The following is a 23,494-nucleotide window of genomic DNA, read 5'->3' as shown; positions in this document are numbered from 1 at the left end:
GTATCCGGGGGACGGAGTCTCTCCTCGCCCAGCAGACTCGGTCGGGAGAGGGGCTTCGCCATGGCCTCCCTCGCTGATGCCCACCACACCATGGAGAGACACCATCTCCCAAAGACTCAGCGAGCCTCAGGCACTTCCGATGACGCGAACAACCTTAGGAAGAACTGGGTCGTGATGCCCACCACACCATGGAGAGACTCCATCTGCCGAAGACTCAGAGAACATCTGGCCCTCCGATGACGCCGACAACGGTCAGTGATGAGCTGGGGCGGGTTGCTGCGGTGTTCTTCGACTCCGGGGGGACCCTTGCCCGGCCACTCGGCGGCGACTGGTGGCCGAAGCCGCGTTTCGCGGAGCTGATCGGCGACGCCGGGCTCCCGATTCCCGACGACGAGCACACGCGGGCTGCGCTCGAGGCGGGATCCGGGCACCTGGCCCGGCATCAGGAGATGGCGACGTTCGACGACGAGGTCGACGTGTACATCGGGTTCTACCGGATCGTGCTGCGGGCTTTGTACGACTACGCTCCGGACTCGCTTGTGCGCGCCCTGGCCGAGGCGTCGGTGTTCGAACTGGACCAGCAACCCTACGAAGACACGCTCCCAGTCCTACAGGCCCTGGCGGACTCGGGAATCCGGCTGGGGATCGTGTCCAACGCCGGTCCGTCGCTTGAGCTGCGCTACCGCGACATGGGCCTGCGGCGGTTCTTCGACCCGTTCGTCATCTCAGCAATGGTGGCCTCGGAGAAGCCCGCCACCCGGATCTACGAGATCGCGCTCGAACGGGCGGCGCTCGAACCTGGTGACGTGGTATTCGTGGACGACGTGGCCGAAAACGTGCGTGCAGCTGCCGGTCTCGGCATGCGCGCCTACCTGATCGATCGCGAAGGTCTCGCCGATGTCAGCGAACTCCCGGTTTTGCCGGACCTGAGAGAACTGGCCGTGATCATTGGCGGCGCCCGGATCGCACCCACAACCGTGGATGATCATGGAGGATAGATGCGCATCACCCGCACACTGACCCCCGAAGACCGGGCCGCGTCGCCATATCTGGAGCTGCCCTTCGAGGTTCCGGCCGGCACCCCGTCGATCGAGGTGCGCCTGTCCTACGATCGCGGCCAGGGTGTCATCGACCTCGGTTGTCTGGGCGCCGACGGATTCCGGGGCTGGTCCGGCGGAGCCCGCTCGCGCTACGTCATCGCCGCCGGCTCAGCGACGCCTGGGTACCTGCCTGGGGAGATCGAGTCCGGTGTGTGGGCGGTATTGCTGGGACTGCATCGGGTACCGGCCGCGGGTGTGGACGTCGTCGTCGAGGTCGACATGCCGGCCACCGGCCCGGCCGAATCCGAACCAACCGCTCCCCCGGTGCCCGAACGTAGACCCCGGCGCACACTCCCGGCTGACACCGGCCGCACCTGGCTGGCCTGCGACTTCCACGCCCACACCCTCCATTCGGACGGCTCCTTCGGACGGGCCGAACTGGCCGCGGCCGCCGTCGAAGCCGGCTTGGATGTGCTGGCCGTCACCGACCACAACACAGTCAGCCATTTCGCCGGACTGGAGCGGATCGGCTCCCACTACGGCACCACGCTCGTACCCGGCCAAGAAGTGACTACAGACCGCGGCCATGCCAACGCTTTCGGGGCGATTCCGTGGGTGGACTTCCGGCAGCCGGCCGAAAGTTGGGTCTCACATGTGGAGTCGGCCGGTGGACTGCTATCCATCAACCACCCGCTGATGGGCGACTTCGCGTGGAGCCACCCGTTGAAGACCCGGCCGCCGCTGGCTGAGATCTGGCATGGGTCCTGGCTGGACACTCGCTGGACCGGCCCGCTGGCCTGGTGGAACGCGTGGGGCTGGGACACCGTGCCGATCAGCGGAAGCGACTTCCACAACCCCGAGGACGGGCGCCCCCTCGCAGTGCCGGTGACCTGGGTGGCCGTCGAATCGGACTTGGGCCCGGCCGAGCCAGCATCGGCCGCGGCGGTGATCGACGGGCTCCGGCACGGCCGGGTCGCGGTCACCTCGGCGGTGGACGCTCCGGTGCTGCTGCGCGCCGACGGCGAGCTCGTCGCTGTCGGGGCCGACGGCACACTGCTGACCGATCGATACGGCAACCGCCGCCCGGTGCATGGAGACCTTGCCCGCTTCCGGGCCGCCGACGGACCGTACCGGCTGGAAACACCCGACGCGGCCGTCGTCGCCATCACCCCCTGACCCGGCAGGCGTCGCCATCACCCCCTAACCCCGCAGGCGTCCACGCCCCGCCGCCCACCTTTCCGGTGATCGTGAGCGGATTATTGCTGCGCTCCGGGTGATCGTGAGCGGATTATCGTCGCAATTTGCAGCAATAATCCGCTCACGATCACCCCCTTGAGGGCACCAATCCGCTCACGATCACCGGGGGTGGAAGGGCGGGGGTGCGGGGGTTGTGATGTGGGGCCTGGCCGGCGGGCGAAGTTGTATGGTAGACAACACATGTGACAGTTCAACACAACGATTACCCCACATGGCTGACCTCGCTGCCCAAGGTCGAACTGCATGTTCACCTCGAGGGGTCACTGCGCCCCCAGACCATGTTCCGGCTGGCTAAACGCAACGGGGTGGACGTCGGCGCCGAATCCCCCGAAGAGTTGCTCAGCCTCTACCAGTTCAAGAACTTCGAGGACTTCGCCCGGCTGTTCTTCACCGGGCTCGCCGTCCTGCGGACCGCGGACGATTTCGCCGACGCCACGGTCGCCCTAGCGGCTGAGCTTGCCGCCCAGAACGTCCGCTACGCGGAGGTCACGTCCACCGCCCTTACCCACCACCAGCGACGCGGTGTCGCGCTCGAGGAGTACCGCGACGGCCTCAACGAAGGCCGGCGTCGCGCCAGTGCTGATCACGGCGTGGATCTAGCGTGGATCTGCGACATCTCGCGGCAGACCGAAGACCCCTCCTCCGAGGCCACCATCAACTACCTGCTCGGGCCACTTGCCCCAGAGGGAGTCGTCGGGCTCGGGCTCGGCGGAATCGAGGACGGGTTCCCGCCGGAGCTGTTCGCGTCGTCGTTCAAGCGAGCCAAAGCCGCAGGTCTCGCGTCGCTGCCCCACGCCGGTGAGACCGTCGGCGCGGCGAGCGTGTGGGGCGCACTTCGCGCGCTCGGGGCGGAACGCATAGGACACGGCATTCATTGCCTCGAGGACCCCACGCTCGTCGATCATCTGCGCGAGCACCAGATCCCCTTGGAAGTGGCCCCGACGTCGAACGTCGCCCTCAAGATCGCCGCAAGCCCTGACACTCATCCGCTGGCCGAACTCGTCGCCTCCGGGCTCCACGTCACCATCAACACCGACGACCCCGCGTACTTCCAAACCACCCTGACCGACGAGTTGCTGCTCGCGCACCGGCTGCACGGGTTCAGCCGGGAGCAGTTGGTGCAGGCCCAGCTGCGCGCGCTTGACGTGTCGTACGCCCCGGCAGCGACGAAGTCCCGCATTCGCGAAGAACTCCAGAAACATGACCAGGCCGCCGCGCGCTGACCGCCCCCTGTACACCCGGATCGCCACCGCGCTCAAGGGCCGCATCCTGTCCGGTTCCCTCACGCCCGGTTCGCGGCTTCCCGGTGAGGAGCACCTGGCGGCGAACATGGGTGTCAGCCGGAGTACCGTACGCCAGGCCATCGCCGCGCTGCGCGAATCCGGCTATGTGGTCAGCAGGCGTGGCTCGGGCAGCTACGTCGCCGAGAATCCGCCCGTCGAACCGCTCTCGGTACGCTCCGGCCCTGTCTATACCGGGTTCCTCGAAGACCTTGCGGACGAGTCACAGCACGTGGACGAGTTGCAGCGAGCCAGAGAAGAGATCAGCGCTACCCCGCCAGTGGCCGCGGACCTGCGGATACCGGTTGGCAGCCCGGTGGTGCGGTTCGACGCCGTCCGGCGCCGGCACGGCGTCGTCTACGGCGTCGCCAGTGACATTCTGCCGTTCCACATCGCCGAGCACATCACCTCCGACGTGCTGGAACGCAGCGCGACGATCGGGGATGCGCTCGCCAAGGTGGGACACCGTTCCGAGGAAAACCTGCAGCGAGTAGAGCCTGCGCTGCTCGGCGACGCCGATGCCCGCCTCTGCGGCGTGCAACCGGGCTCACCAGCGCTCGTGCTGACCGGGGTCGCATACGACGGCACCCACACGCCGATCGACAGCTACACATTGACGATCATCTCCGGCTACGGGATCGGGCTGTCCTTGACCCGCGCCAGCCGCCCGGACATCACCTGAGCCAGCCGCCCGCTGCGGGTAAACGCCAGTCACCTGCCGGTGATCGTCAGTGGGTTGTGGTCGCGATACCGCAGCCCAAACCCACTGACGATCACCAGAAAGCGACCACAACCCACTGACGATCACCGAGGGGGGCTGGCCTGACGGGGCGATCAGGTGAAGTTCACACCACTGCGGAGGATGACGTTCGCGTAGGGGGTGAACTCCCCAGTGCGCACCACGGCGCGCACGTCACGGGTCTGCTTCTTGAGCACGTCGTGAGACACCTGCATCTCGTCGGCCTGGTCGAGGCGTCGTCGCACGTGCTCGACCAACCGCGGGCAGACTTCCACGGACTCCTCAGCCATGGTGTATGCCTCCACCCGCAGCTCGGCCAGGACCGCGTCCAAGACGTCGGCGAACCCGGGCTGCCCGGCGGCGAACGCGAGGTCGATGCGTTCGACGCCGGGTGGGATGGGCAGGCCGGCGTCGGCGATACAGAGGGTGTCGCCGTGCCCCATGGCAGACACCACCGCCGACAATCGCGGATGCAGGATTCCGCCTTCTTTCATCGTCGAGATCAGCCTCTACTCGAGGAAGTCGCCGACGTTGTCCGCCGTGACCAGTTGCACCTCGACCGACTGCTCGGCGTCCACGTCGTCGCCATTGGCGATCGCGATCGCCGCCTCGATCGCGGCACCGCCCATGTCGCTGGGCAGCTGAGCGACGGTGGCGTCCATTTCACCTGAGTCGATGGCCGCCAGGGCGTCGTCGGTGGCATCGAAACCGACGATCACCAGATCATCCAGGAGGCCCGCGGACCGGGCCGCCTCCACGGCGCCCAACGCCATCTCGTCGTTCTGCGCGAAAACGCCAGCAAGCCCGGAGTTGGCCTGCAGCACGTTCTCGGCGACAGTCAGTCCTTCGTCCCGGCTGAAGTTGGCCGCCTGGCTACCGACCAAGTCGATTCCCGACGCCGCGTCGAGCGCCTCCTGGAAGCCGGCGCCACGGTCCCGCGCGGCCGAGGTGCCCGCGATGCCTTCCAGTTGCGCCACCTCACCGGAGTCACCGATCTGCTCGAACAGGAACTCGCCGGCCAGCCGCCCGCCCAGGACGTTGTCGCTGGCGACGTGCGCGGCGATCTCGCCACCGTCCGATCCCCGGTCGACCGTGACGACGGGGATGCCGGCGTCGTTGGCCGCCTCGATCGACGGCACGATCGCGGCGGTGTCCACCGGGTTCACCACCAGCACATCGACGCTACGCGTGATGAAGTCCTGGACGTGGTTCGCCTGTGACTGAGCGTCGTCGCGCGCGTCGGACACGCGCAGCTCGATCCCGGCGTCCTCGGCCACCGCCTCGGCTCCGTCCCGGAGAGTGACGAAGAACGGGTTTTCGAGGGTGGAGATGGACAGGCCGATGGTCACATCACCAGCAGCGGCGTCTCCGTCGTTGCCGTTGCCGTCGTCGTTCCCGCATGCCGCGACGGCAAGAGTCAACGTCGCTACGACGGCGATCAGTGGTCTTCTCATGACTACTCCTTCAGTTCGGGTTGAATACCGGGCGACGCCGGCAGCGACGTCGTCCCGGGTCGAGATGAGTCCGGTGGAACGAACCTGCTCATAGGCGCGGGTATCTGGCGCCTATCAGCAGCGCAGGGCACTAGTGTTTGGATCGGCGGCGCAAGGTGTCCGTCATCACGGCGATCGCGATGACCGCTCCGATGATCACCTGTTGCCAGAAGGCGGAGACGTCGAGCAGGTTGAGCCCGTTGCGCAGGAACCCGATGATCAACGCGCCCACCAGAGTGCCGGAAACGCTGCCGCGCCCACCGGCCAGACTGGCACCACCGATCACCACGGCGGCGATGACGTCGAGTTCCAGGCCGGCGCCGGCAGTCGGCTGCGCCGAATCGAGACGGGACAAAAGGATGAGTCCACCAAGGCCGGCCAGGGCGCCCGCGGCGGTGTAGACCTTGAGCTTCTCCCGCTGCACCTTCAACCCGGACAGCCGTGCGACCTCCTCGTTCCCGCCGATGGCGTAGAGCGCACGGCCTGACGGCCGGTAACGCAGGTACGCAGCTCCCAGCAGGAAGAGCACAACAACCAGCAGCACCGACAACGGCAGAACGCCGAAGAGCTGGTAGCGGGTGATGTTGCGGAACCAGTCCGGGTAGCCGGAGATCGGCTGCCCGTCCGAGATCACCAGCGCAAGGCCCCTGGCCATCGACAACATCGCCAGGGTGGCGATGAACGGTGGCAGCTTGCCGACCGTGATCATCAGTCCGCTGATGAAACCCGCGAGCGCACCAACAGCCAGGCCCGCAAGGAACGCCACCGGCATAGGCAGGCCGGCCTCCACGAAAGTCCACCCCGCCACCACGCCGGAGAGGCCCACGATCGACCCGACCGAGAGATCGATCCCGGCGGTGATGATCACCGCTGTCATGCCGAGCGCCAGAATCGCCAGTACGGAGATCTGCTGGAAGACGTTGACCATGTTGTTCACCGTCAAGAACGCCGGCGACAAGAAGGACAGCACAACTACCAGCACCAGCAGGCCAACAAGAGGCCCGCTCGATCCGAACCGCTCGAAGAATCTGTTCCAGGAGGGTCGCTCGGCCTCACGCGCCTGCGTCTCCTGGTCTTGCGTCGTGGCCGACATCAGCCACTCACCGCCAATGCCATGACTCGCTCCTCTGTTGCTTCATCACGTTCGAGCAGCCCGGTCTGGCGTCCGTGTGAGAGCACCAGAACCCGCCGGGCCAAGCCGAGCACCTCGGTGAGCTCCGACGAGATGACGATGACTCCCACGCCTTCCCGGCTGAGTTCCTCGATGAGGGTGTAGATCGCCACCTTCGCGCCGACGTCGACGCCGCGGGTCGGCTCATCGAAGATGACGACCCGGGGCCGCTGCGGTATCCACTTCGCGATGGCGGCCTTCTGCTGGTTCCCGCCCGACAAGGTGCCCGCGGCCTGGGTGGGGCGACCGCGGATGTCTAGCTGGCCGGCCAGCGTCTGCATCATCTGCCGCACCCGCGACTTCTTGACGATCCCGCGTTCGGCCAGGCCGCGCAACGACGGCAGCGCGATGTTGTCCTGCAAGGACATACCGAGGACGAGACCTGCTGCTTTGCGGTCCTCGGGTACGAGCACGATGCCCGCCCGGATGGCGTCGGCCGGGCTGCCGATCCGGGCCGGGCGGCCGTCAACCACGATCCGTCCCTCATCCGCCGGCTCCGCGCCGAAGAGAGCGCGAGCCAGTTCGGTCCGCCCGGCTCCGACGAGTCCCGCGACACCCAGGACCTCGCCGCGGCGCAGCGCGAAGGACACATCGGTGAACGCGCCTTCGCGCCCCAGCCGCTCCACCCGCAGCAGCTCGTCGTCGTCGGGCTCGTTCGGGTCCGAGAAGACTTGGTCGACGGCGCGATTCACCATCGCCTCCACGAGGGCGTCGACGGCGACGTCGGCCCGGTCCCAGTCGGCGACCCGACGGCCGTCGCGCATGACGACGATCCGGTCCCCCACCCGTTCCACCTCCCTGAGGCGGTGGGTGATGTAGACGAAGCCCACCCCTTGGGACCGAAGCTCGTCGACGATCTCGAACAGTCGCTCGGATTCCTCGGCGCCGAGCGCGGCGGTCGGTTCGTCGAGGATCAGAATCCGGGCGTCGAGCGACAGCGCTTTGGCGATCTCGACCTGCTGCTGCGCCGCGACCGACAGCCGGCCGACCGGCCTGGTGACGTCGACCTTGAGCCCAACACGGCGGACTATCGTGGCGGCGGCACGGTTCATCTCGGCGTAGTCGACCGCGCCCCGGCGGGTGGGCTGTCTTCCGAGGAAGATGTTCTCGGCCACCGACAACCCGGGCACCAGGTTCATCTCCTGGTGGATCATGGCGACGCCGGCGGCCATCGCCTCGCGCGGGCTCGAGGGCCGGTATTCTTCTCCGTCCAGGTGCATCGATCCGGCGTCCGGCGGCTGCACCCCCGAGAGGATCTTCATCAGCGTGGACTTGCCGGCGCCGTTCTCGCCGAGAACCACCTCGACGTTGCCGTAGCGAACGTCGAGGTCGACGCCGTCCAGGGCGCGAACGCCGGGAAAAGCCTTCGTCAGATCCCGGCACACCAAGCCATGGCCCGGCGCACTCTCGGCAACAGTGTCAGGTGTCGGCACGCTCAGCCTCCTCACTGGTCGCGGCGCCGGCCGGATCGTCGTTCGAATCGCCCCCAGGCGGATCCGGGCAGCCGCACGAGCCACGGGCCGTCAGCTGGACCGGCAAGACGGAGATGCCCGTGTCTCCCTCCGGGTCCGTGATGCGGGTCAGCAGCCGGCTCACGGCCACCCGCCCGAGCTCACCGAACGGTTGCGACATGGTGGTCAGCGCAGGCGTGGCGTACGCGGCCGCGGCAATGCCGTCGAAAGAGGTGATGGCGACGTCGTCGGGGCACCGTAATCCGAGTTCGGTCACCGCCCGGAGCGCGCCCAGCGCCTGTTCGTCACTCGCCGTGAAGATCGCGTCGACTATCCGCTCCGACAGCACCCGCCGGGCGGCGACGTAGCCCGGGTGGCGACCGAACGGAACATTGAGTACCGATGTCTCGGCTGCCGGCAGTCCAGCATCGGCGATAGCGTCGCGCCAGCCTGCCACTCGGTCGGTGGCCGGGTAGACGTCTTCTGGTCCGGCGATACAAGCGATCCGGCGACGCCCGTGCTCGAGCAGGTGCTCCGTAGCCGTCCGGGCACCACCGCGATTGTCGACCAGCACCGCCGGAATGTCCGTGGTCCCGGCCACTTGCCGGTCGAGAGTGATCCACGGAGTTCTGGCCCGTTCGAGATCGGGGAGGCAACTCGGCGTGCCATGCGCCGGAACCAGGAAGAGTCCGTCGATCTGGCGCTGGAGGAAGGTTCGCACGTAGGCGGTCTGCCGCTCGTCGTCCTCCGCGCCGTTGCCGATCAGCAAGGTGTATCCGTGCGCGAACGCGGCCTCCTCGATCGCACGCGCCAGTTCGGCGAAGTACGGGTTCGCCGTATCCGGGACAACAAGGCCGAGCGTCATCGTCTTGTTCATCCGAAGGGAGCGCGCGACGCCGTTCGGCCGGTAGCCGAGCGACTCGACCGCGGCGAGAACCCGGGCGCGGGTCGCGGGCGCCACCGTGCGGGGGCCGCCGTTGAGGACATAGCTCACGACCGCGGGCGAAGTGCCCGCGAGACGGGCCACGTCTGCCCGGCGTACGACCACGGTGACTGCCTCCTCCGGGAATGCTCTCGGCTTATCAACACGAATTGCGCAACTCGTGTTGACGACCAATAGTGCACCCGCGCGACGCCTCACGCAACATGCGCGTCATCCGTCGTTACGCAACCGCAACACGTGTTGCCCCGCGCACCCCGCCTGCCTAGATGATCATGTTTGGTGGGTTCTCTCGTGCGTCTCCATGTCTCCAGGCACGGTGACGCGCGAGAAGTCCTAGTGGTGCGGCCCGGACGAGCCCACGAGGTGTTGCGAGGAGCCAGTTCAGTGGTCGTGATCGTGGCCGGCGCGGGCACCGAGGCGGCAGTACAGGATCAGGCCGGCGACGAAGAGCGCAGCCGCTACCCAGGCCGCACCGGTCGTGCCCCATGGCTGAAGCGGCCACGTCCACCACACGGTGTGCTCCGGCAGGTCTCGAGGAGCCGCTAGGTAGACCACCCCCGCGTATATCCCCACCGGAAGCCATGCCAAGCCGGCCCCGAGGGCGACGGCCGCAAGCAGCACCACGCCGGCGAACCCGGCTGTATTGCGGACCAGCTCGAACGCGCCGTACGTCTGCGACGCCCGCATACCCGTCAAGGCAAGAGCGACACCGGGCACCGTCGCCATGACGACGACGTGCCCGGCACGGACGGCCCGCCACGGGACGGCCGTCGAGCGCTCGAGGAGTTCGTCACGACCCCCGAGCCCCATCGAGAGAAGGATCGAACACACCAGCGGAGCGGCCACCACCACCGGAATCCGCGCGTCCGGTCCGGAGGAGAAGGGCCTGTCCATCAGGTAACCGGCCGCCGCCCAGCTCACCGCCGCCACCAAAGCGACGGCGACGACGCCGTAAGGCACCAGCCGTGCACGCATATGAAGCCCGAGGAATCTCACCCACGACGTTCCACGACGCGGGTGCCGATGGATTCGCGGACCGGCTGTGGTCAGCGCGCCCATCACCGAAGCTCCCCCCGCAAGGCGAGCAAGGTCTCGTCGTCGCAGGTACTCGCGGCTTCAAGATATGTGCCCATCCAGGCCCTCTGCTCGTCCGCCGGAAGCGCGGCCAAGCGCTGCGCGTCGCCGATCTCGGCCGAAGCCCGGCTCGTCTCGGCGGCCGGCTCGTCGTCTCCTTCCGCATCCGCCTCTACGCGCACCGTCCCGACGTCCGGGTTGCCGCCGGCCCACGCCTCGGCGACGGTGGACACGGCCCAGATATCGACCGGGGCGTCGTCCACCCGCCCCACAGCCGCGCACCCCTGGATCAACACCTCCGGCAGGTTCCATCCGAACACCGTCTCGATCGTCACGTCGGTGCTCTCCTCGGGCACCAGCTTCCCGTTCCACACGATCAGGCCGCCCGTGACGTCGAGTGCAGCGGTGCGCCCGCCGGTCGCCGGATCCGGCACGACCGGCCCGGTCTCCGGTGCCAGCGCTGCCACGTCCACAGCGCGGTCGAACCCGCCAGGCACGTCTTCCCAGCGTCGCAGCAGCGCTTGTACACGAGGCGCCGCCTCCTCCAGGAGAAACGCATTGACCCTGGTCATGCAGACCTCGGCGCCCCGATCACCGGTGCACACGAGGTCGCGGGCAGCAGGATCCGGGTGCCAGCGCGCCTCTCCCGGCCCGGCAATGATCGGGACCGCCACAATCGCCGCGGCCGTGGCCGGCAACAACGCGACGGCTTTGCGGTTGGCGCCGGCCAGCACCAGCGCGGTGGCCCCCAGAGCGGCGAACCAGCTCAGCTGCAGCAGCTGAAAGCCGGTATCCAAGCTGCTCAGCCCTCGACTCTGATGTCCGAGAGCGGGCACGAGCCAGCTCAGCCCGTCCATCCGGTAGGTGGCCATGCCACCGACGACGAAGGCGACGACGCCGGCAACCGGCGCCACCAGGCGACCCGGAATCAGCCGACCAACGCACACCCCGACAGCGCTGGCCGCCGCCAGGCCGGCCAGCGACACCGTCAGTGTCCACCACCACCCGCCACCGGCATACGTAGCGGCTGGTGCCACCAGCAAGACCGCGGCGAGCCACGCCACGGCCAGCCCCAACCACACACCGGCGGTGGTCGAGACACAGGCCACCAGCACGCCATGGAGCGGTCGGCGAGACGTCGAGCTGATCAGATCGGGCATTCGCCGGCGATGTTCCCGGCCGCCCTGCCATGCCCCCGCGGCCACCGCTACCGGCGCGAGCACCAGGAGGATCACCCTCACCTGTTCGGCCAGCGCACCCCATCGCCCCACCCAGACCGAGGCTTCGGCCCCGAGCAACACCAGTGCGGATGCCCCCGTCGCCAGCAGGGCGACCGGAGTCACGCCACGCACGAGCTCCGTACGCACGATCCGCCAAGACTGTGCAGTCATCACGCTCACCGGGCCCGGTCCGCGCGCAGCACGGCGGTGTAACCACGTTCGATGGGCGAGTCGCCGTCGGCGGCGCCGTCTCCGTGACCCGCCAGCTCGTCAGGGGTGCCCCGGAAGACCACCCGGCCGCCGTTGGCCAGCGTCACCTCGGAACACGCGGCCGCGACGTCTTCGACCAGATGAGTGGCCACCAAGACACATGTGTCCACTCCGATCGAGCGGAGCAGCTGCCGGAAGTCGACCCGTTGCTCAGGGTCGAGCCCAGCCGTGGGTTCGTCGAGCAAGAGTATGTCAGGGCTGTTGACGATGGCTTGGGCGATACCGGCCCGACGCAGCATCCCGCCGGACAGGCGTTTGAGCCGCTCGTCGGCCCGATCGGCGAGGCCGACTCGCTCGATCGCGTGATCCACGGCCAGCGGCACCGTCGACCCGGGCATCTCTTTCAGCCAGGCGAAGTACTCGACGAACTCACGGACCGTGAACCGTGGGTAGTAGCCGAAGTGCTGGGGAAGGTATCCGAGCCGACGCCGCACTACACGCAGAGCACGCTGGTCGCTGAGATCGTGCCCCAGCAGGGCGACCCGACCGGACGTGGGCTTCGCCACCGTGGCCAAGACCCGCATGAGAGTGGTCTTGCCCGCGCCGTTCGGACCAAGCAGGCCGTGGACGCCGGCGTCCAAGTCGAGGTCGAGGCCGTCGAGTGCGGCACGCTTCTTGTACCGGACGGTGAGGCCGCGGACCTCGATGTGGGTGCCAAGGACTGTTGGTGCGGTCATCTCAGGCCTCACTGTGAGTACGGATCTGCGGGTGTAGGTGGTTGAATGCCTCGCGCCGGAAAACCACGGCGGTGGCGCCGAGGCCGAGCGCGGCCAGCCAGGCCGCTGTCGCCGTCTCGGTGAGCAGGGTGAGTCCGGTGTCGCTGATGATGTCGGATACGACGACGACGGCCCACCCGCTCCCGATCACCGCCGCCGCGTGCCCGATGCCGATGGAGGTGCCGAGGAGAAGGGTGAGCACCGTCAGCGTGAGACCGGGTAACAGCCAGGTGACCGACCAGCCGATATCGGCCAACAGGCCGGCGGCGACCGTAGCCGGGACGGTGACGGCGAGCACCGCCGCGGTGCGGATCAACAGCAGGCGCAACCCACCGGACGGCGTGGTGGCGATCACTTCGTAGGCGTCGTCGAGCCCCGATCCGTACGACACTGCCACTCCGAGGACGGGCAGTACGGGAGCGAGTAACAGGAGGACCGGTGCCGTCGAGCCGAACAGGCCGGTGCCACCCACGGTCAGTTCCAGGCCGACCGCGAGAGCCAGGGTCATCAGGGTTGCCAGCAACCACGGACCGCGAGCCGCGGGCCCGGATGCCAGCAGCATGCGCAGCGCCCGGATTGCGGTGCCTCGCCGAATCCGCCCCTGGGCGGGAAGGTTGTCCAATACGGCCGTTCTCGCACTGGTCAGCTGTGCGGTGATCCGCGGCTGGCCGGCGGAGGCGGCGGCCACGGCGCGGCGGCAATGCTCACATTCCATGACGTGTGCTTCGATCGACCAGGCGTCCGCCTCAGCCACGTTGTCGTCGACGTACGCCTCGATCATGAGTCGCGATACGTGCCAGGTCACGTCAGGGCCTCCTTCAGTTGCAGCCGTGCCCGACGGGCGCGGGTCTTGACCGTTCCCTCGGGGATATCGAGAAGGACGGCCGTCTCCCGCACCGACAACCCGTCCAGCACCGTGGCTTGCAGAACCGCTCGTAGCTCAGGAGCTAGCCGATGCAGTGCCCCGGCCAGGTGGGCGTCCAGCGTCGACGCGAGCACCTCGTCCTCGGCGGAGCGCGCCGTGGCCCGATCGTCGGGTACGTCACCGGATACCTGCTCGCCACGTGCCGTCCGTCGTCGATGAGCGTCGATCATGCGGCGGGTCGCGATGGACCAGAGCCAGCCACCGGCCTGTTGCGTGCCCTGGTAGGACGCCGCCGCCCGCCAGACGGCGAGGAAGGTCTCCTGCAGGACGTCGGCAGCCAGTTCGGCGTCGCCGCAGCGCCGCCGCAATCTGATGAGCAGCCACGGCGCGTTGCGCGCGTAGTACTCCTCGAACGCCTGCCGGTCCCCGGCGCCGGCGGCACGGAGCAACTCGTCGTCGGAACGTGTCTCCGGAGCCGGCGCTACGCGCCCGCCAGCATCCGCGACTGAGCGTTTTCTCTTCACATCAGATAGAGACGCAGCGTAGTCACGTTAGGTTCTCGCAGGTCATAGACGTATGGGTGGAGGTAACACTATCGGTTGAGTCGGACGGGCAAGCGGCCCTAGTCAAAACTTCACACATCGTGTACTTTATTGCTCATCGCTACCCCGGAGGACACGATGAGCGCATTCAGTGAAGAAGAGCTGAGCTACCTGCAGTCCGAGCGCCGCCTCGGCCGGATCGCCACCGTCGGCGCCGACGGCACACCACATGTCACACCTGTCGGCTGGTCCTACAACCAGGAACTGGACACCATCGACATCGGCGGACGCGATTTCGCGAATACCAAGAAGTTTCGCGACGTCGCCCGCTCCGGGAAAGCCGCGATCGTCGTCGACGACGTGCTACCGCCCTGGCAACCACGCGGCGTCGAGATCCGCGGCCGCGCCGAGGCGGTCGACGGCACCACACCCGTTATCCGCATCCATCCGGACCGGGTGCGCTCCTGGGGCCTCGACGCCACTGCGTAACAGACCCGCCGCGCCCACCCACACTCCCCACTCCCGTTGATCATGGGCAAAATCCTCTACACGGCGACCTATAGGCGCCTGGTGGCCATGATCAACGAGTAGAGGGCGTGGATCAGTCGCGGACGAACGTCGCTCGGCACAACGTCCAGAGATGACGCTGCAGATCCTCCGGCGTCCACGACCGGAATTCCATCAGCCGCTCGAACAATTCCGTGCAGATCAGCCCGAAGAGTAAGTCCGTGGCAGCTTCGACACTCCACTCCCCCGCCAGCCGCCCTTCGCTGTCCAGCCATTCGACCAGGCGGCGACACGACGCCAGCTGCGCGGCAACCACCGTGTCACGATGCCGCTGGGCGTCGGCATCCACTCGCCTGACCCGCTCGATGGCGCGATCCACGGCCATGACCTTGGGGTGATAGCGGGTCAGATGCCGCACCCATTCATGTAGCGCTGCCACCGCGTCGGGCGCCTCCCAGATCGGCTTCACCGACTCACCGAGCCCCTCACCGCGCGCGATGTAATCGAACAGCGCACTGACCAGGTCGGTCCGCGAGGTGAAGTGCAGATACACGGCGCGCCGTGACACGTTGGCCCGCTCGGCGACAGCAGCCATGGTCAGCGCCTCAAAGCCGTCGGCCTCCAGGATCTCGCGCGTCGCGGCCAGGAGCGCTTCACGGGTGCGCTGACTGCGCGCGTTCCGTGGCGCGTCGATGGACTTCGTCATGAGGGCCTCCCTTGACGGAATTACTCGCGGTGTGTAGTTTACAACATGCACACTATGTGAAGTTCTTGCGGGAGGACACGACATGACTCACACCGAGACCGCGCAACGCAACCGCTGGTGGCTCGTCGTCGCCGCAGGCCTTGCCGTATTCATGGCCCAGGCCGACGTGACGGTGGTCCACGTCGCTCTTCCCACCATCGAGAACCAATTCGGCATCAGCACCGCCCTCACTCAATGGATCGTCCTCGGATACGTCCTGCCCATGGTCGCGCTGAGCCTTCCGGCCGGACGCTGGCTCGACCAGATGGGCCGACGCCAGGCCTTCCTCGGTTCCGTCGGCGGCTTCGCCCTCGCCAGCGTCGCCGTCGGTCTGGCGCCCGATATCTCCTCGCTGATCGCCGCCCGGGTCGCGCAGGGCGCCTTCGGTGCGGCCCTGTTCGCGTTGCTTCCGGTCGTCGTCACCACCGCTGTCCAGCCTCAGGCCCGCGGACGCGCCATGTCCATCGTCATGACGCTCGGTCCGCTGGGCGCCATCAGCGGTCCGGCGCTAGGCGGGGTCCTCATCGAGCGAGTCGGCTGGTCGTGGATCTTCTACATGAACGTCCCGGTCAGCGTCGTTGTCATGACGATCGCCGCCACGCAACTGGCCAGCGGCCCGTCGCCGAAACTTCCCGGGCGTGAGTGGCTGACCGAAACCGCCGTGCTCAGTGGGGCGGCCGTGGCCGTCCTCCTCGCACTCTCCCTCACGGCTGACCACGGGCCGATCTGGCTGGCCATGACTCTGGTGGCCGTGCCGTTTCTGTTCATCTGGCGGCGACTGCCGAGCAGCGTTCAGGTGCGCCGGCTGATCCGCTCACCCGGCATGCTCGGGCCGCATGTGGCGCTGCTGGTCGAGATGACCGCCGTCATGGCCGTGCAGTTCATGGTGCCCTTCTACCTCCAGCGGGTCGGCGGGCTTTCGCCCACCACCGTCGGCCTGACCGTCCTTGCCTTCCCCGCGGGCGTCATGCTCTTCGGGATGATCGGCGGAGCGCTGGCCGACCGCTGGGATGCCCGCCCGGTCGCCATCGCCGGCGCGGTCGGCGTCACGGCAGGCATTGTGCTCCTGATTCCGCTCGGGACCGGGTGGGGACCGTTCGACATCGCCTGGCGGCTGGCCATCGCCGGCGCCGGAGCCGGACTGTTTGCCGGGCAGAACCAGAACATGGCGATGGCCCGCGCCCCACGGCATCTGATGGCCACCATCGGCGCCACCACCAGCCTGGTCCGGCAGCTTGGAATCGCGCTCGGGCCGGCCCTCGCCACCGTCATCTGGACCGTCGCCGGCGATGGCACTGGAGCGATGAGCATGGCGCTCGCCATGGCAGCCGTGCTCGCCGCGGTGAGCGTGGTGGCGCTGGCTCGCCGGTCGGCGCCGGCGCAGGACACCACGCCCGCGGGTCCGAGCGCGGCCATAGCGTTGGAACAGGCCAGCCGAATGCCAGCCGGAAACGGAGTACGCGAAGAAATGATGGCAGGCTGACTCGTGTCGGGAATGGACCACATCCCCACGACGTTCTAGAGTCCTGAGGACGACGTCGTGGCCACCGGGGCCACCAGCGAACAGCAGGGCGAAGACCGACGAGCACGTCCCAGCGGGCACGTATCGTACCCGCAATCCGCTCAACTCTCAGCAACTTCTCAGGTATTTCGGAATCTCTCACATGTCTGAAGCGTTGTGAACGTATGTTCGTCGGACGAACTGGGTACCGTCCGATTACCACAGGAAGGGAGGGGCCATGACCGTGACTACGGAAGCCAGTGTCACGCGCAACAGTCAGCGCACAGGCTCCGACGGGGAACCTGACCTGGTCGGGCGATACCTCGCGCAAATAGGTAAAACGCCCCTGCTCACCGCGGAGCAGGAGGTGGATCTTGCCAAACGCATCGAGGCAGGCGTGTATGCCGGAGAGCTCCTCCGGGCCGCCGACGCCGGTCAGGGCAGCAGGAAGATCACGCCCAAGCACCGTCGCGAACTGCAGGCCATCGCCGACGATGGTGAGCGGGCAAAAGACCATATGATCCGCGCCAACCTCCGTCTCGTCGTCTCGGTGGCACGCAAGCTGTCCAACCGTGGGCTCCCGTTCCTCGACGTGATCCAGGAAGGCAACCTCGGCCTCATGCGCGCGGTCGAGAAATTCGACTACGCCAAGGGGTTCAAGTTCTCCACCTACGCCACGTGGTGGATCCGCCAGTCGATCCAGCGTGGACTCGCTGAACAGACCCGCACCGTCCGGCTCCCGGTCCACGTTGCGGAGACCGTCGCCAAACTGCACCGTGTCAGCCGTGATCTGCAGCGGCTGCTCGGACGCGATGCGACGGTCGAAGAGATCGCCGAGGAAGCCGGCCTGCCGGTCGAACGAGTCATCGAGCTGCGCCGGGTTTCGCGTGATCCGCTCAGCCTCGACACTCCCATCGGTGAGGACGGCGACACGTCGGTCGGCGAGATCATCGAGGACGACGATGTCGTGCGCGCCGAGGACATCGCCGAACACCACGCCCTGATCGAGTCGTTGCGCACCGTTCTCGATTCGCTTCCCCCGAGGGAAGCACGGATCATCGAGCTGCGATACGGCCTGGCCGACGGCCGCGAACACACGTTGCAGGATGTCGCCGACGAGGTCGGTGTCTCCCGCGAACGGGTCCGCCAGCTCGAAAAGCACGCCTTGGCGGCGCTACGTGACCCACAGCGCAAGCACACACTTCTCGCCTGGGCCAGCTGAGCCGCCCAGAGCCGGGCGCCCCCAGAGAACGAGCGGCTCGGCTCAAGCACCAACGACCGGATGACGGCCCTCCACCCACTAGGGGGCCGTCATCCGGCATGTCCGGCGTTCGAAGCAGACAGTTCCCTGCCCGCCCAGTAGAGTGGAAACCGCCTTCCAACCAGGTTAATCACGAACGAGGTTTTCATGGCCACTCAAGGGAACAGCGCTGCGACGCTGACGGACGTCGCCCGCGAGGCAGGCGTCTCGCTCGCCACTGCTTCTCGCGCCATCAACGGCAGCACCCGGCAGGTAGGCGAAGATCTCCGTGAGCGCGTCCTCGAGGCGGCACGCAAACTCAACTACGCAGCGAACACACAGGCTCAGGCGGTCGCCAAGGGCCGCACTAATATCGCTGGGCTGCTCGTCCACGACATCTCCGACCCCTACTTCTCCTCCATCGCAACCGGCGTGATCCGCTCCGCGGAGTCGCACCAGATGCTGGTCACGCTGGCCAATACCGGACGACGCCCGGACCGCGAGGTGGAGCATCTGAGCGCACTACGCGGACAACACAGCCGGGTGGTGATCGTCGTCGGCAGCCGGATGGCCGACAGCCCGTATGCCAAGGCACTGGATCGAGAAGTGACGGCTTTCGAGCAAACTGGCGGGCGAGTGGTCATGATCAGCCAGGACGTGCTCCCGGTCGACACCGTCCGGCTCGAGAACCGCGCGGGAGCCCACGATCTAGCCGCTGAACTGGTCCAGCTGGGCTATCGGCACTTCGCCATCCTGGCCGGCCCCGACCCGTTGCTCACCGCTCGCGACCGGGTCGAGGGCTTCCGTGCCGGGCTGGCGGACGAGAGCATCGAGATCGACCCGGCCAACATCGTGCACGGCGGCTTCACCCGCGACGGCGGCTACGACGCGATGGCCGAACTGTTGGACCGGGGCACGACGATCGACTGCGTCTTCGCCGCCAACGACGTCATGGCCGTAGGCGCCATGACCGCATGCCGTGAGCGCGGCATCGACCTCCCAGGCGAGATCGGCATGGCGGGCTTCGACGACATCAGCACCCTGCGCGACGTCAGCCCGGCGCTGACCACCGTCCGGCTGCCTCTGGAGAAGGCCGGTTCGGTGGCGCTCGAACTCGCCCTCGATGCCGCTCCAGGCGAACCGCCGCGGGTAAGAAGCATCGCCGGCGAGGTAGTCATCCGGCAGAGCACTCCCCCGCGCGAACGCGTCGACGGCGGCTAGGCAGGGACCCAGCGGCATTTCGCGCGTCTTCCGGCCCGGTCATCACTGAGCAATGCGCGGGTGTGTGATGCGTCACGGGTGGAGTGCAGGCCGCTCCCGGCGGCTCCTTCCATGTAGTCACCCAGTGGAGGAGCCCTCACATGTCACAGACCATCCCACCCGCCCGCCGCCGTTGGCCGCGCCGGCTACTGCTCGCCTTCGGCGGCGTCGTCATGCTGGGTGTTCTCGCTCTCGCGGGCCTGGCGTACGTCTGGAACCCGCCGGAGCCCGACCTGGCTGGGTCGGAGTTCCACCAGGAGCACCCACCATCCACCGTCGACACCGGCGTCGCGCGGTTCTCGTACCAGAAGTTCGGCCACGGACCTGCGGTGGTGATGGTGCACGGCGGCGGCGAATGGTCCTACACGTTCCGCGACACCGTCCAGGCCCTCCGCGACGAGTACACCGTCTACCTGGTAGACATGCCGGGAAACGGCTACACGACGACGATCGACCCCGGCTTCTCCTTCGACGTTCCCGCGATGACCTCTGCACTGGACGCGTTCGTCGACGCTGTCGGGCTGGAAGAGTTCGCCTTGGTCGGCCATTCATGGGGAGGCGGCTGGTCGCTGCGATACGCACAGCTGCATCCGGAGCGGGTCAGCTCGCTCACGCTACTCGGTGCCAGCGGCATCGACGAGCCGGACGTGTGGGACTGGCGGATCTTCGAGGTTCCGATGGTCGGCGAGGCGATGGTCAAGCTGATGGGCCGCGGAGACGTCGCCGACTTCCTCCACAAAGCCTTCGTGAACGGCGAGCGCGTGACCGACGAGCTGGTCGACGAGGTCTCCCGTACCGCGTTGCAGGCCGACAACCGGCGTGCGCTGGTGCTGTCCCAACGACGCTTGGACTGGTCCGAGACCGAGCGCGACCTCGGGAACGTGGACATCCCTACCTTGATCGTGTGGGGCGCCCAGGATGCCTTCCTCCCGGCAGAGTTCGCCGGCCGGCTGGGCGACGGCATTCACGGCTCCGAGGTACACCGGCTGGAAGGGTGCGGGCACAATGTCCACGCCGACTGCCCCGAGCAGGTGGAGCAACTGCTCCTGGACTTCCTCGATGAGTGACGACGCGGACCTGGTCCGCGCGGCGCAGGCCGGCGACGCGATGGCCATGCACGAACTCTTGGCCCGGCTGGAACCGGCGGTGGGTCGATGGTGTGGTCCGATCGCCCTGCACGACGGCCCCGACGCCGCCCAGGAAGCGCTCGTGAGCATCTTCCAGAAGCTTGGCCAGCTCCGCGAACCAGCGGCGCTGTGGGGCTGGGCCCGACGCATCGCCGTCCGCGCCGCCATCCGCCTCGCACGTCAACGTCAGGCGATTCCGCCCATGCCGGCCGACTGGTTCGCCGGAATACCGGCACCTGAGGAGCCCGAACTTCACACTGACATCACGGCTGTTCTCGAACGCCTCGCCCCGGAACATCGGGCCGTGCTTGTCTTGCGCGGCATCGAAGGTCTGACCGAGACCGAGATCGCCGAAGTACTCGACGTCCCATCGGGCACCGTGCGCTCACGGCTGTTCCGCGCCCGCAGACGCTTCCGTCAGGAGTGGCAACGATGAACACACCATGGCCCGTCGCCGAGATAGACCCCGTCGCGCGCCTGCATATCCTTGCCGCGGCCCTGCCGGGCGCCGTCGTCGTCGAAGGCGTCATCGGTACTGAGCCTGACCGGCTGTGGTCGGTTGCCGCGGACCTCGAGCGCACCGTGCCGGCCATCCAGCCACACGTACGCTCGCTGCGCATCGCCGATCGCGGCGACGACCGGCTGACCGCCGACGTCCGGGGCCACCTCGGGCTGCGGGCCCGGATGAACATCGTGCTGAGACCACGCTGGTGCTGGATGCAGAGCCGGTTCCTCGTCGTCGGCATGGCGGCGGTCCCCCACCCCGACGGCACCCGGTTCGGCCGGCTCCAGGCACTACGCTTCCCCGCTCCGGTCCGGCGCGCCTTGCCACCGGCGGCGGTGCGGCTCGCGTTGAAGGCCGAGCTACGGCGCCTCGACGAACTCTCGCGGAGTTGAGGTCCGGAACTGGCTCGGTGTGACCCCGCGAACCCGTTTGAAGGCGACACTCAGCGCGAAGGCGTTGGCGTAACCGACCTTGCGGGCGATGGCCTCGATGGTCGCATCGGTCTCGCGGAGCAGATCAGCCGCCACCGCGATGCGCCAGCCCGTCAGATAGGCCATCGGCGACTCGCCCATCAGCTCGGCGAAGCGCTGGGCGAACACCGACCGGGAGACGCCGACGTTGCCGGCCAGTTCCGCAACCGTCCATGCGCTGGCGGGCTGGTCGTGGATGAGCTGCAGCGCGGGGCCGACCACGGGGTCTCGCTGGGCTCGGTACCACCCCGGAGCCTCAGCCTCTGGGCGGGCGAACCAGGCGCGCAGCGTCGCGATCAGGGCGAGGTCCAGTAGCCGGTCCAAGACAGCCTGCTGACCAGGTTCGTCCCGGTCCACTTCCGAGATGAGCAGGTCCATCAGAGGCCCACGGGCATCCGCTCGCGGCACCACGAGCACCGGGGGCAGGGTGGCCAGCAGGCGCTCGTTGACATCATGCCGCAAGGGATAGGCGGCGCTGAGCAGGACGTCTGATCCGTTCGGCGCCAGCCGGCAGGTTCGCACCCCCATTGTCAGCTCTTCGGTGAGGTCCACCCCGTCGAGGGTCTTCGCCCGGTTCTGGGAGTGGATGATCAATTGGGGCGGCGTCGATGGATCGTCGGCGACGACGTAGGGAACGGTGCCCCGCGCCACCGCGACGTCCCCGGTGTGCAACCGCACCGGGGCTTCGTCGCCCTCGGGGACGATCCATGCGTCACCGCGAGCCATGGTGACCAGCGTCAGCGGCACCTCTTCGGCGATGTACAACGACCAAGGTGGCTCCAGCACGGTCTGGTGGAACAACGCTCCGCGCGCCCGGGCGCCGTCCAGCAGTCCATCGAGTGCGTCCACCCGATCAGCTTACGAGGCCCAGCACATGGCGACCAGCAATGTGTGACGGCCCGACGCGGCGGCCAGACGCACGGACATGTGCTCAGGCGTCACAAGCATGTTCGACGAGGCGGGTTTCCGGTCGAATTGACATCACTACCCGATGTCTCAAAAAGACCGAAAGGAGCAGGTCATGTACGCGATCACAGGTATCACGGGCCATGTCGGAGGCGCCACCGCCAGGGAGTTGCTCGCCCACGGCGCGCCGGTACGAGCGTTGGTCCGGGACGCCGCGAAGGGCACGTCGTGGGCGAAGCGAGGAGCTGAGGTGGCCGTGGTGGACCTGACCGACCGAACCACGCTCACCGACGCCGTGACGGGAGCCGACGGATGGTTCGTCATGCTTCCGTTCATACCGGGCGCCACCGACGCCGACTCCCAGCGTCGGCTGATCGATTCCATCGCGGGCGCCGCACGCGACAGCGGCGTGCCACACGTCGTCATGTTGTCCTCCGTCGGCGCTCACCTCCCATCCGGTACCGGGCCGATCCGCTGGCTGCACCTCCTGGAGAACGAGCTGCGCTCTACCGGGACGGTGCTCAGCGCGATCCGGTCAGCTCACTTCCAGGAGAAGTTCGAGGACGTGCTCGACACCGTCCGGAACGTCGGCATCTATCCGAACTTCGGTTCGTCCGCCGACGTCGCGACTCCGATGATCGCCACCCGGGACATCGGCGCTGTCGCAGCTGCCCTTTTGCTTGAGGGACCCACGCACAGCGAGGTGATCGACCTGGACGGACCGGCGTACACGGAGCGCCAGGTGGCGGAGAAGCTCGCGGCAGCCCTCGGCACCACCGTCGACGTCGTGAACGTGCCACGTCAGGAGTGGGTCAGCACGTTGGAGCAAGCGGGAGTACCGCGAGACTTCGCCGAGCAGGTGGCCGAGCTCCACGCCGCCGGCGAGGACGGCCTGCTGCGCCCAGCCGGCGACCGGGTCCACCAGTGCACCACAGAGATCGACGAGACGATCAAACACGCGCTCGCCCCTCTCGCCAATGATCACGAGCAATTGGCCGGGTCGTAACCGGCAAATGCTCGTGACCGTCGGCCACCCGCGACTTCAATACCGCCAGGTGTCGTTCAGCACTCGAAACGGCCCCGAAGGTCACCTGGCGGTATTGAAGTCGCGCCGGCGCGATCACAGAACACGTGACATAACCGGCACCTCCTGCTGACGCCGGACAGGGGAA

Annotated in this window: 24 protein-coding genes; 12 read left to right on the top strand and 12 right to left on the bottom strand. The window is 67.7% G+C overall.

From position 1 onward, the window contains the following. Nucleotides 1–236: 236 nt before the first annotated feature. The 4 genes from F7O44_RS07635 to F7O44_RS07620 all read left to right on the top strand — a co-directional run bounded on the left by F7O44_RS07635 (nucleotide 237) and on the right by F7O44_RS07620 (nucleotide 4,259). The gene (locus tag F7O44_RS07635; RefSeq protein WP_162449635.1) at nucleotides 237–998 is read left to right on the top strand and encodes an HAD family hydrolase; all 762 of its coding nucleotides are present in this window, start codon (nucleotides 237–239) and stop codon (nucleotides 996–998) included. After that, the gene (locus F7O44_RS07630; protein ID WP_162449634.1) at nucleotides 999–2,216 is read left to right on the top strand and encodes a CehA/McbA family metallohydrolase; all 1,218 of its coding nucleotides are present in this window, start codon (nucleotides 999–1,001) and stop codon (nucleotides 2,214–2,216) included. Nucleotides 2,217–2,479: 263 nt separating this feature from the next. Further along, nucleotides 2,480–3,520, top strand: coding sequence for an adenosine deaminase (gene add / locus F7O44_RS07625; protein ID WP_162449633.1), 1,041 nt, complete (start codon nucleotides 2,480–2,482; stop codon nucleotides 3,518–3,520). After that, nucleotides 3,498–4,259 carry a GntR family transcriptional regulator gene (locus F7O44_RS07620; protein WP_162449632.1) on the top strand — a complete coding sequence of 254 codons (762 nt, stop codon included), beginning with the start codon at nucleotides 3,498–3,500 and terminating at the stop codon, nucleotides 4,257–4,259. The genes add and F7O44_RS07620 overlap by 23 nt, the downstream gene beginning before the upstream one ends. A 152-nt stretch (nucleotides 4,260–4,411) precedes the next feature. On the opposite strand, the gene rbsD is transcribed toward F7O44_RS07620, so the two are convergent. The 10 genes from rbsD to F7O44_RS07570 form a co-directional block, all read right to left on the bottom strand. Then, nucleotides 4,412–4,810 carry a D-ribose pyranase gene (rbsD, locus tag F7O44_RS07615; RefSeq protein ID WP_162449631.1) on the bottom strand — a complete coding sequence of 133 codons (399 nt, stop codon included), beginning with the start codon at nucleotides 4,808–4,810 and terminating at the stop codon, nucleotides 4,412–4,414. A 15-nt stretch (nucleotides 4,811–4,825) separates the two neighbouring features. Next, nucleotides 4,826–5,770 carry a substrate-binding domain-containing protein gene (locus F7O44_RS07610; protein ID WP_162449630.1) on the bottom strand — a complete coding sequence of 315 codons (945 nt, stop codon included), beginning with the start codon at nucleotides 5,768–5,770 and terminating at the stop codon, nucleotides 4,826–4,828. Nucleotides 5,771–5,900: 130 nt separating this feature from the next. Next, nucleotides 5,901–6,902 carry an ABC transporter permease gene (locus F7O44_RS07605; RefSeq protein WP_162449629.1) on the bottom strand — a complete coding sequence of 334 codons (1,002 nt, stop codon included), beginning with the start codon at nucleotides 6,900–6,902 and terminating at the stop codon, nucleotides 5,901–5,903. Continuing rightward, a complete protein-coding gene (locus F7O44_RS07600) occupies nucleotides 6,902–8,413 on the bottom strand; it encodes an ATP-binding cassette domain-containing protein (RefSeq protein WP_162449628.1) in 1,512 nt (503 codons plus the stop codon). The genes F7O44_RS07605 and F7O44_RS07600 overlap by 1 nt, the downstream gene beginning before the upstream one ends. Beyond that, entirely contained in the window at nucleotides 8,400–9,479 is a 1,080-nt protein-coding gene (locus tag F7O44_RS07595; RefSeq protein WP_162449627.1) for a substrate-binding domain-containing protein, read from the bottom strand. Before F7O44_RS07595 ends, F7O44_RS07600 begins: the two co-directional genes overlap by 14 nt. Nucleotides 9,480–9,755: 276 nt before the next feature. Continuing rightward, nucleotides 9,756–10,433 (bottom strand): hypothetical protein, encoded by a 678-nt coding sequence (locus tag F7O44_RS07590; protein ID WP_162449626.1) that lies wholly within the window; start codon nucleotides 10,431–10,433, stop codon nucleotides 9,756–9,758. Continuing rightward, nucleotides 10,433–11,839: a hypothetical protein gene (locus F7O44_RS07585; RefSeq protein WP_162449625.1), complete on the bottom strand. Its 1,407-nt coding sequence runs from the start codon at nucleotides 11,837–11,839 to the stop codon at nucleotides 10,433–10,435. Before F7O44_RS07585 ends, F7O44_RS07590 begins: the two co-directional genes overlap by 1 nt. Before the next feature lie 5 nt (nucleotides 11,840–11,844). Further along, nucleotides 11,845–12,615 (bottom strand): ATP-binding cassette domain-containing protein, encoded by a 771-nt coding sequence (locus tag F7O44_RS07580; RefSeq protein WP_162449624.1) that lies wholly within the window; start codon nucleotides 12,613–12,615, stop codon nucleotides 11,845–11,847. Between the two features lies 1 nt (nucleotide 12,616). Continuing rightward, nucleotides 12,617–13,459: a zf-HC2 domain-containing protein gene (locus F7O44_RS07575; RefSeq protein ID WP_162449623.1), complete on the bottom strand. Its 843-nt coding sequence runs from the start codon at nucleotides 13,457–13,459 to the stop codon at nucleotides 12,617–12,619. Continuing rightward, nucleotides 13,456–13,968, bottom strand: coding sequence for an RNA polymerase sigma factor (locus tag F7O44_RS07570; RefSeq protein WP_187361201.1), 513 nt, complete (start codon nucleotides 13,966–13,968; stop codon nucleotides 13,456–13,458). The genes F7O44_RS07575 and F7O44_RS07570 overlap by 4 nt, the downstream gene beginning before the upstream one ends. Before the next feature lie 231 nt (nucleotides 13,969–14,199). On the opposite strand from F7O44_RS07570, the gene F7O44_RS07565 reads away from it, so the two are divergent. After that, nucleotides 14,200–14,550 carry a PPOX class F420-dependent oxidoreductase gene (locus F7O44_RS07565; protein WP_162449621.1) on the top strand — a complete coding sequence of 117 codons (351 nt, stop codon included), beginning with the start codon at nucleotides 14,200–14,202 and terminating at the stop codon, nucleotides 14,548–14,550. A gap of 112 nt (nucleotides 14,551–14,662) precedes the next feature. Here the strand turns inward: F7O44_RS07565 and F7O44_RS07560 are convergent, their stop codons facing one another. After that, complete coding sequence (locus tag F7O44_RS07560) at nucleotides 14,663–15,274, bottom strand: TetR/AcrR family transcriptional regulator (RefSeq protein WP_162449620.1); 612 nt, start codon at nucleotides 15,272–15,274, stop codon at nucleotides 14,663–14,665. An 82-nt stretch (nucleotides 15,275–15,356) separates the two neighbouring features. On the opposite strand from F7O44_RS07560, the gene F7O44_RS07555 reads away from it, so the two are divergent. From F7O44_RS07555 to F7O44_RS07530, 6 genes are all read left to right on the top strand, one after another. After that, nucleotides 15,357–16,796 (top strand): MFS transporter, encoded by a 1,440-nt coding sequence (locus F7O44_RS07555; RefSeq protein WP_162449619.1) that lies wholly within the window; start codon nucleotides 15,357–15,359, stop codon nucleotides 16,794–16,796. 256 nt (nucleotides 16,797–17,052) lie between these two features. Then, nucleotides 17,053–18,036: a sigma-70 family RNA polymerase sigma factor gene (locus F7O44_RS07550; protein ID WP_162449618.1), complete on the top strand. Its 984-nt coding sequence runs from the start codon at nucleotides 17,053–17,055 to the stop codon at nucleotides 18,034–18,036. Nucleotides 18,037–18,222: 186 nt separating this feature from the next. Continuing rightward, complete coding sequence (locus F7O44_RS07545) at nucleotides 18,223–19,275, top strand: LacI family DNA-binding transcriptional regulator (protein ID WP_162449617.1); 1,053 nt, start codon at nucleotides 18,223–18,225, stop codon at nucleotides 19,273–19,275. A 140-nt stretch (nucleotides 19,276–19,415) separates the two neighbouring features. Continuing rightward, nucleotides 19,416–20,381, top strand: a complete 966-nt coding sequence (locus F7O44_RS07540) for an alpha/beta fold hydrolase (RefSeq protein ID WP_162449616.1) — start codon at nucleotides 19,416–19,418, stop codon at nucleotides 20,379–20,381. Further along, nucleotides 20,374–20,877 (top strand): RNA polymerase sigma factor, encoded by a 504-nt coding sequence (locus F7O44_RS07535; protein WP_162449615.1) that lies wholly within the window; start codon nucleotides 20,374–20,376, stop codon nucleotides 20,875–20,877. The genes F7O44_RS07540 and F7O44_RS07535 overlap by 8 nt, the downstream gene beginning before the upstream one ends. Continuing rightward, nucleotides 20,874–21,338 (top strand): hypothetical protein, encoded by a 465-nt coding sequence (locus F7O44_RS07530; protein WP_162449614.1) that lies wholly within the window; start codon nucleotides 20,874–20,876, stop codon nucleotides 21,336–21,338. Before F7O44_RS07535 ends, F7O44_RS07530 begins: the two co-directional genes overlap by 4 nt. On the opposite strand, the gene F7O44_RS31660 is transcribed toward F7O44_RS07530, so the two are convergent. After that, complete coding sequence (locus F7O44_RS31660) at nucleotides 21,306–22,265, bottom strand: cupin domain-containing protein (protein WP_162449613.1); 960 nt, start codon at nucleotides 22,263–22,265, stop codon at nucleotides 21,306–21,308. The two genes, F7O44_RS07530 and F7O44_RS31660, sit on opposite strands and share 33 nt — an antisense overlap. Before the next feature lie 172 nt (nucleotides 22,266–22,437). On the opposite strand from F7O44_RS31660, the gene F7O44_RS07520 reads away from it, so the two are divergent. Beyond that, the gene (locus F7O44_RS07520) at nucleotides 22,438–23,328 is read left to right on the top strand and encodes an NmrA family NAD(P)-binding protein (RefSeq protein ID WP_162449612.1); all 891 of its coding nucleotides are present in this window, start codon (nucleotides 22,438–22,440) and stop codon (nucleotides 23,326–23,328) included. Nucleotides 23,329–23,494: the final 166 nt, after the last annotated feature.

The sequence above is a fragment of the Phytoactinopolyspora mesophila genome, from assembly GCF_010122465.1.
In the GTDB taxonomy this organism is placed as follows: Bacteria; Actinomycetota; Actinomycetes; order Jiangellales; family Jiangellaceae; genus Phytoactinopolyspora; species Phytoactinopolyspora mesophila.
Note: the sequence above shows the minus strand (reverse complement) of the source record. Positions and strands in the feature narration are given on the sequence as shown.

Bases quoted from the DNA above. Each gene is read 5' to 3' on its own strand.
- F7O44_RS07635 (WP_162449635.1), top strand. From the start codon at position 237: ATGACGCCGACAACGGTCAGTGATGAGCTGGGGCGGGTTGCTGCGGTG.
- F7O44_RS07630 (WP_162449634.1), top strand. From the start codon at position 999: ATGCGCATCACCCGCACACTGACCCCCGAAGACCGGGCCGCGTCGCCA.
- F7O44_RS07620 (WP_162449632.1), top strand. From the start codon at position 3,498: ATGACCAGGCCGCCGCGCGCTGACCGCCCCCTGTACACCCGGATCGCC.
- rbsD (WP_162449631.1), bottom strand. From the start codon at position 4,810: ATGAAAGAAGGCGGAATCCTGCATCCGCGATTGTCGGCGGTGGTGTCT.
- F7O44_RS07610 (WP_162449630.1), bottom strand. From the start codon at position 5,770: ATGAGAAGACCACTGATCGCCGTCGTAGCGACGTTGACTCTTGCCGTC.
- F7O44_RS07605 (WP_162449629.1), bottom strand. From the start codon at position 6,902: ATGTCGGCCACGACGCAAGACCAGGAGACGCAGGCGCGTGAGGCCGAG.
- F7O44_RS07590 (WP_162449626.1), bottom strand. From the start codon at position 10,433: ATGGGCGCGCTGACCACAGCCGGTCCGCGAATCCATCGGCACCCGCGT.
- F7O44_RS07585 (WP_162449625.1), bottom strand. From the start codon at position 11,839: ATGACTGCACAGTCTTGGCGGATCGTGCGTACGGAGCTCGTGCGTGGC.
- F7O44_RS07580 (WP_162449624.1), bottom strand. From the start codon at position 12,615: ATGACCGCACCAACAGTCCTTGGCACCCACATCGAGGTCCGCGGCCTC.
- F7O44_RS07565 (WP_162449621.1), top strand. From the start codon at position 14,200: ATGAGCGCATTCAGTGAAGAAGAGCTGAGCTACCTGCAGTCCGAGCGC.
- F7O44_RS07560 (WP_162449620.1), bottom strand. From the start codon at position 15,274: ATGACGAAGTCCATCGACGCGCCACGGAACGCGCGCAGTCAGCGCACC.
- F7O44_RS07555 (WP_162449619.1), top strand. From the start codon at position 15,357: ATGACTCACACCGAGACCGCGCAACGCAACCGCTGGTGGCTCGTCGTC.
- F7O44_RS07550 (WP_162449618.1), top strand. From the start codon at position 17,053: ATGACCGTGACTACGGAAGCCAGTGTCACGCGCAACAGTCAGCGCACA.
- F7O44_RS07545 (WP_162449617.1), top strand. From the start codon at position 18,223: ATGGCCACTCAAGGGAACAGCGCTGCGACGCTGACGGACGTCGCCCGC.
- F7O44_RS07540 (WP_162449616.1), top strand. From the start codon at position 19,416: ATGTCACAGACCATCCCACCCGCCCGCCGCCGTTGGCCGCGCCGGCTA.
- F7O44_RS07535 (WP_162449615.1), top strand. From the start codon at position 20,374: ATGAGTGACGACGCGGACCTGGTCCGCGCGGCGCAGGCCGGCGACGCG.
- F7O44_RS07530 (WP_162449614.1), top strand. From the start codon at position 20,874: ATGAACACACCATGGCCCGTCGCCGAGATAGACCCCGTCGCGCGCCTG.
- F7O44_RS07520 (WP_162449612.1), top strand. From the start codon at position 22,438: ATGTACGCGATCACAGGTATCACGGGCCATGTCGGAGGCGCCACCGCC.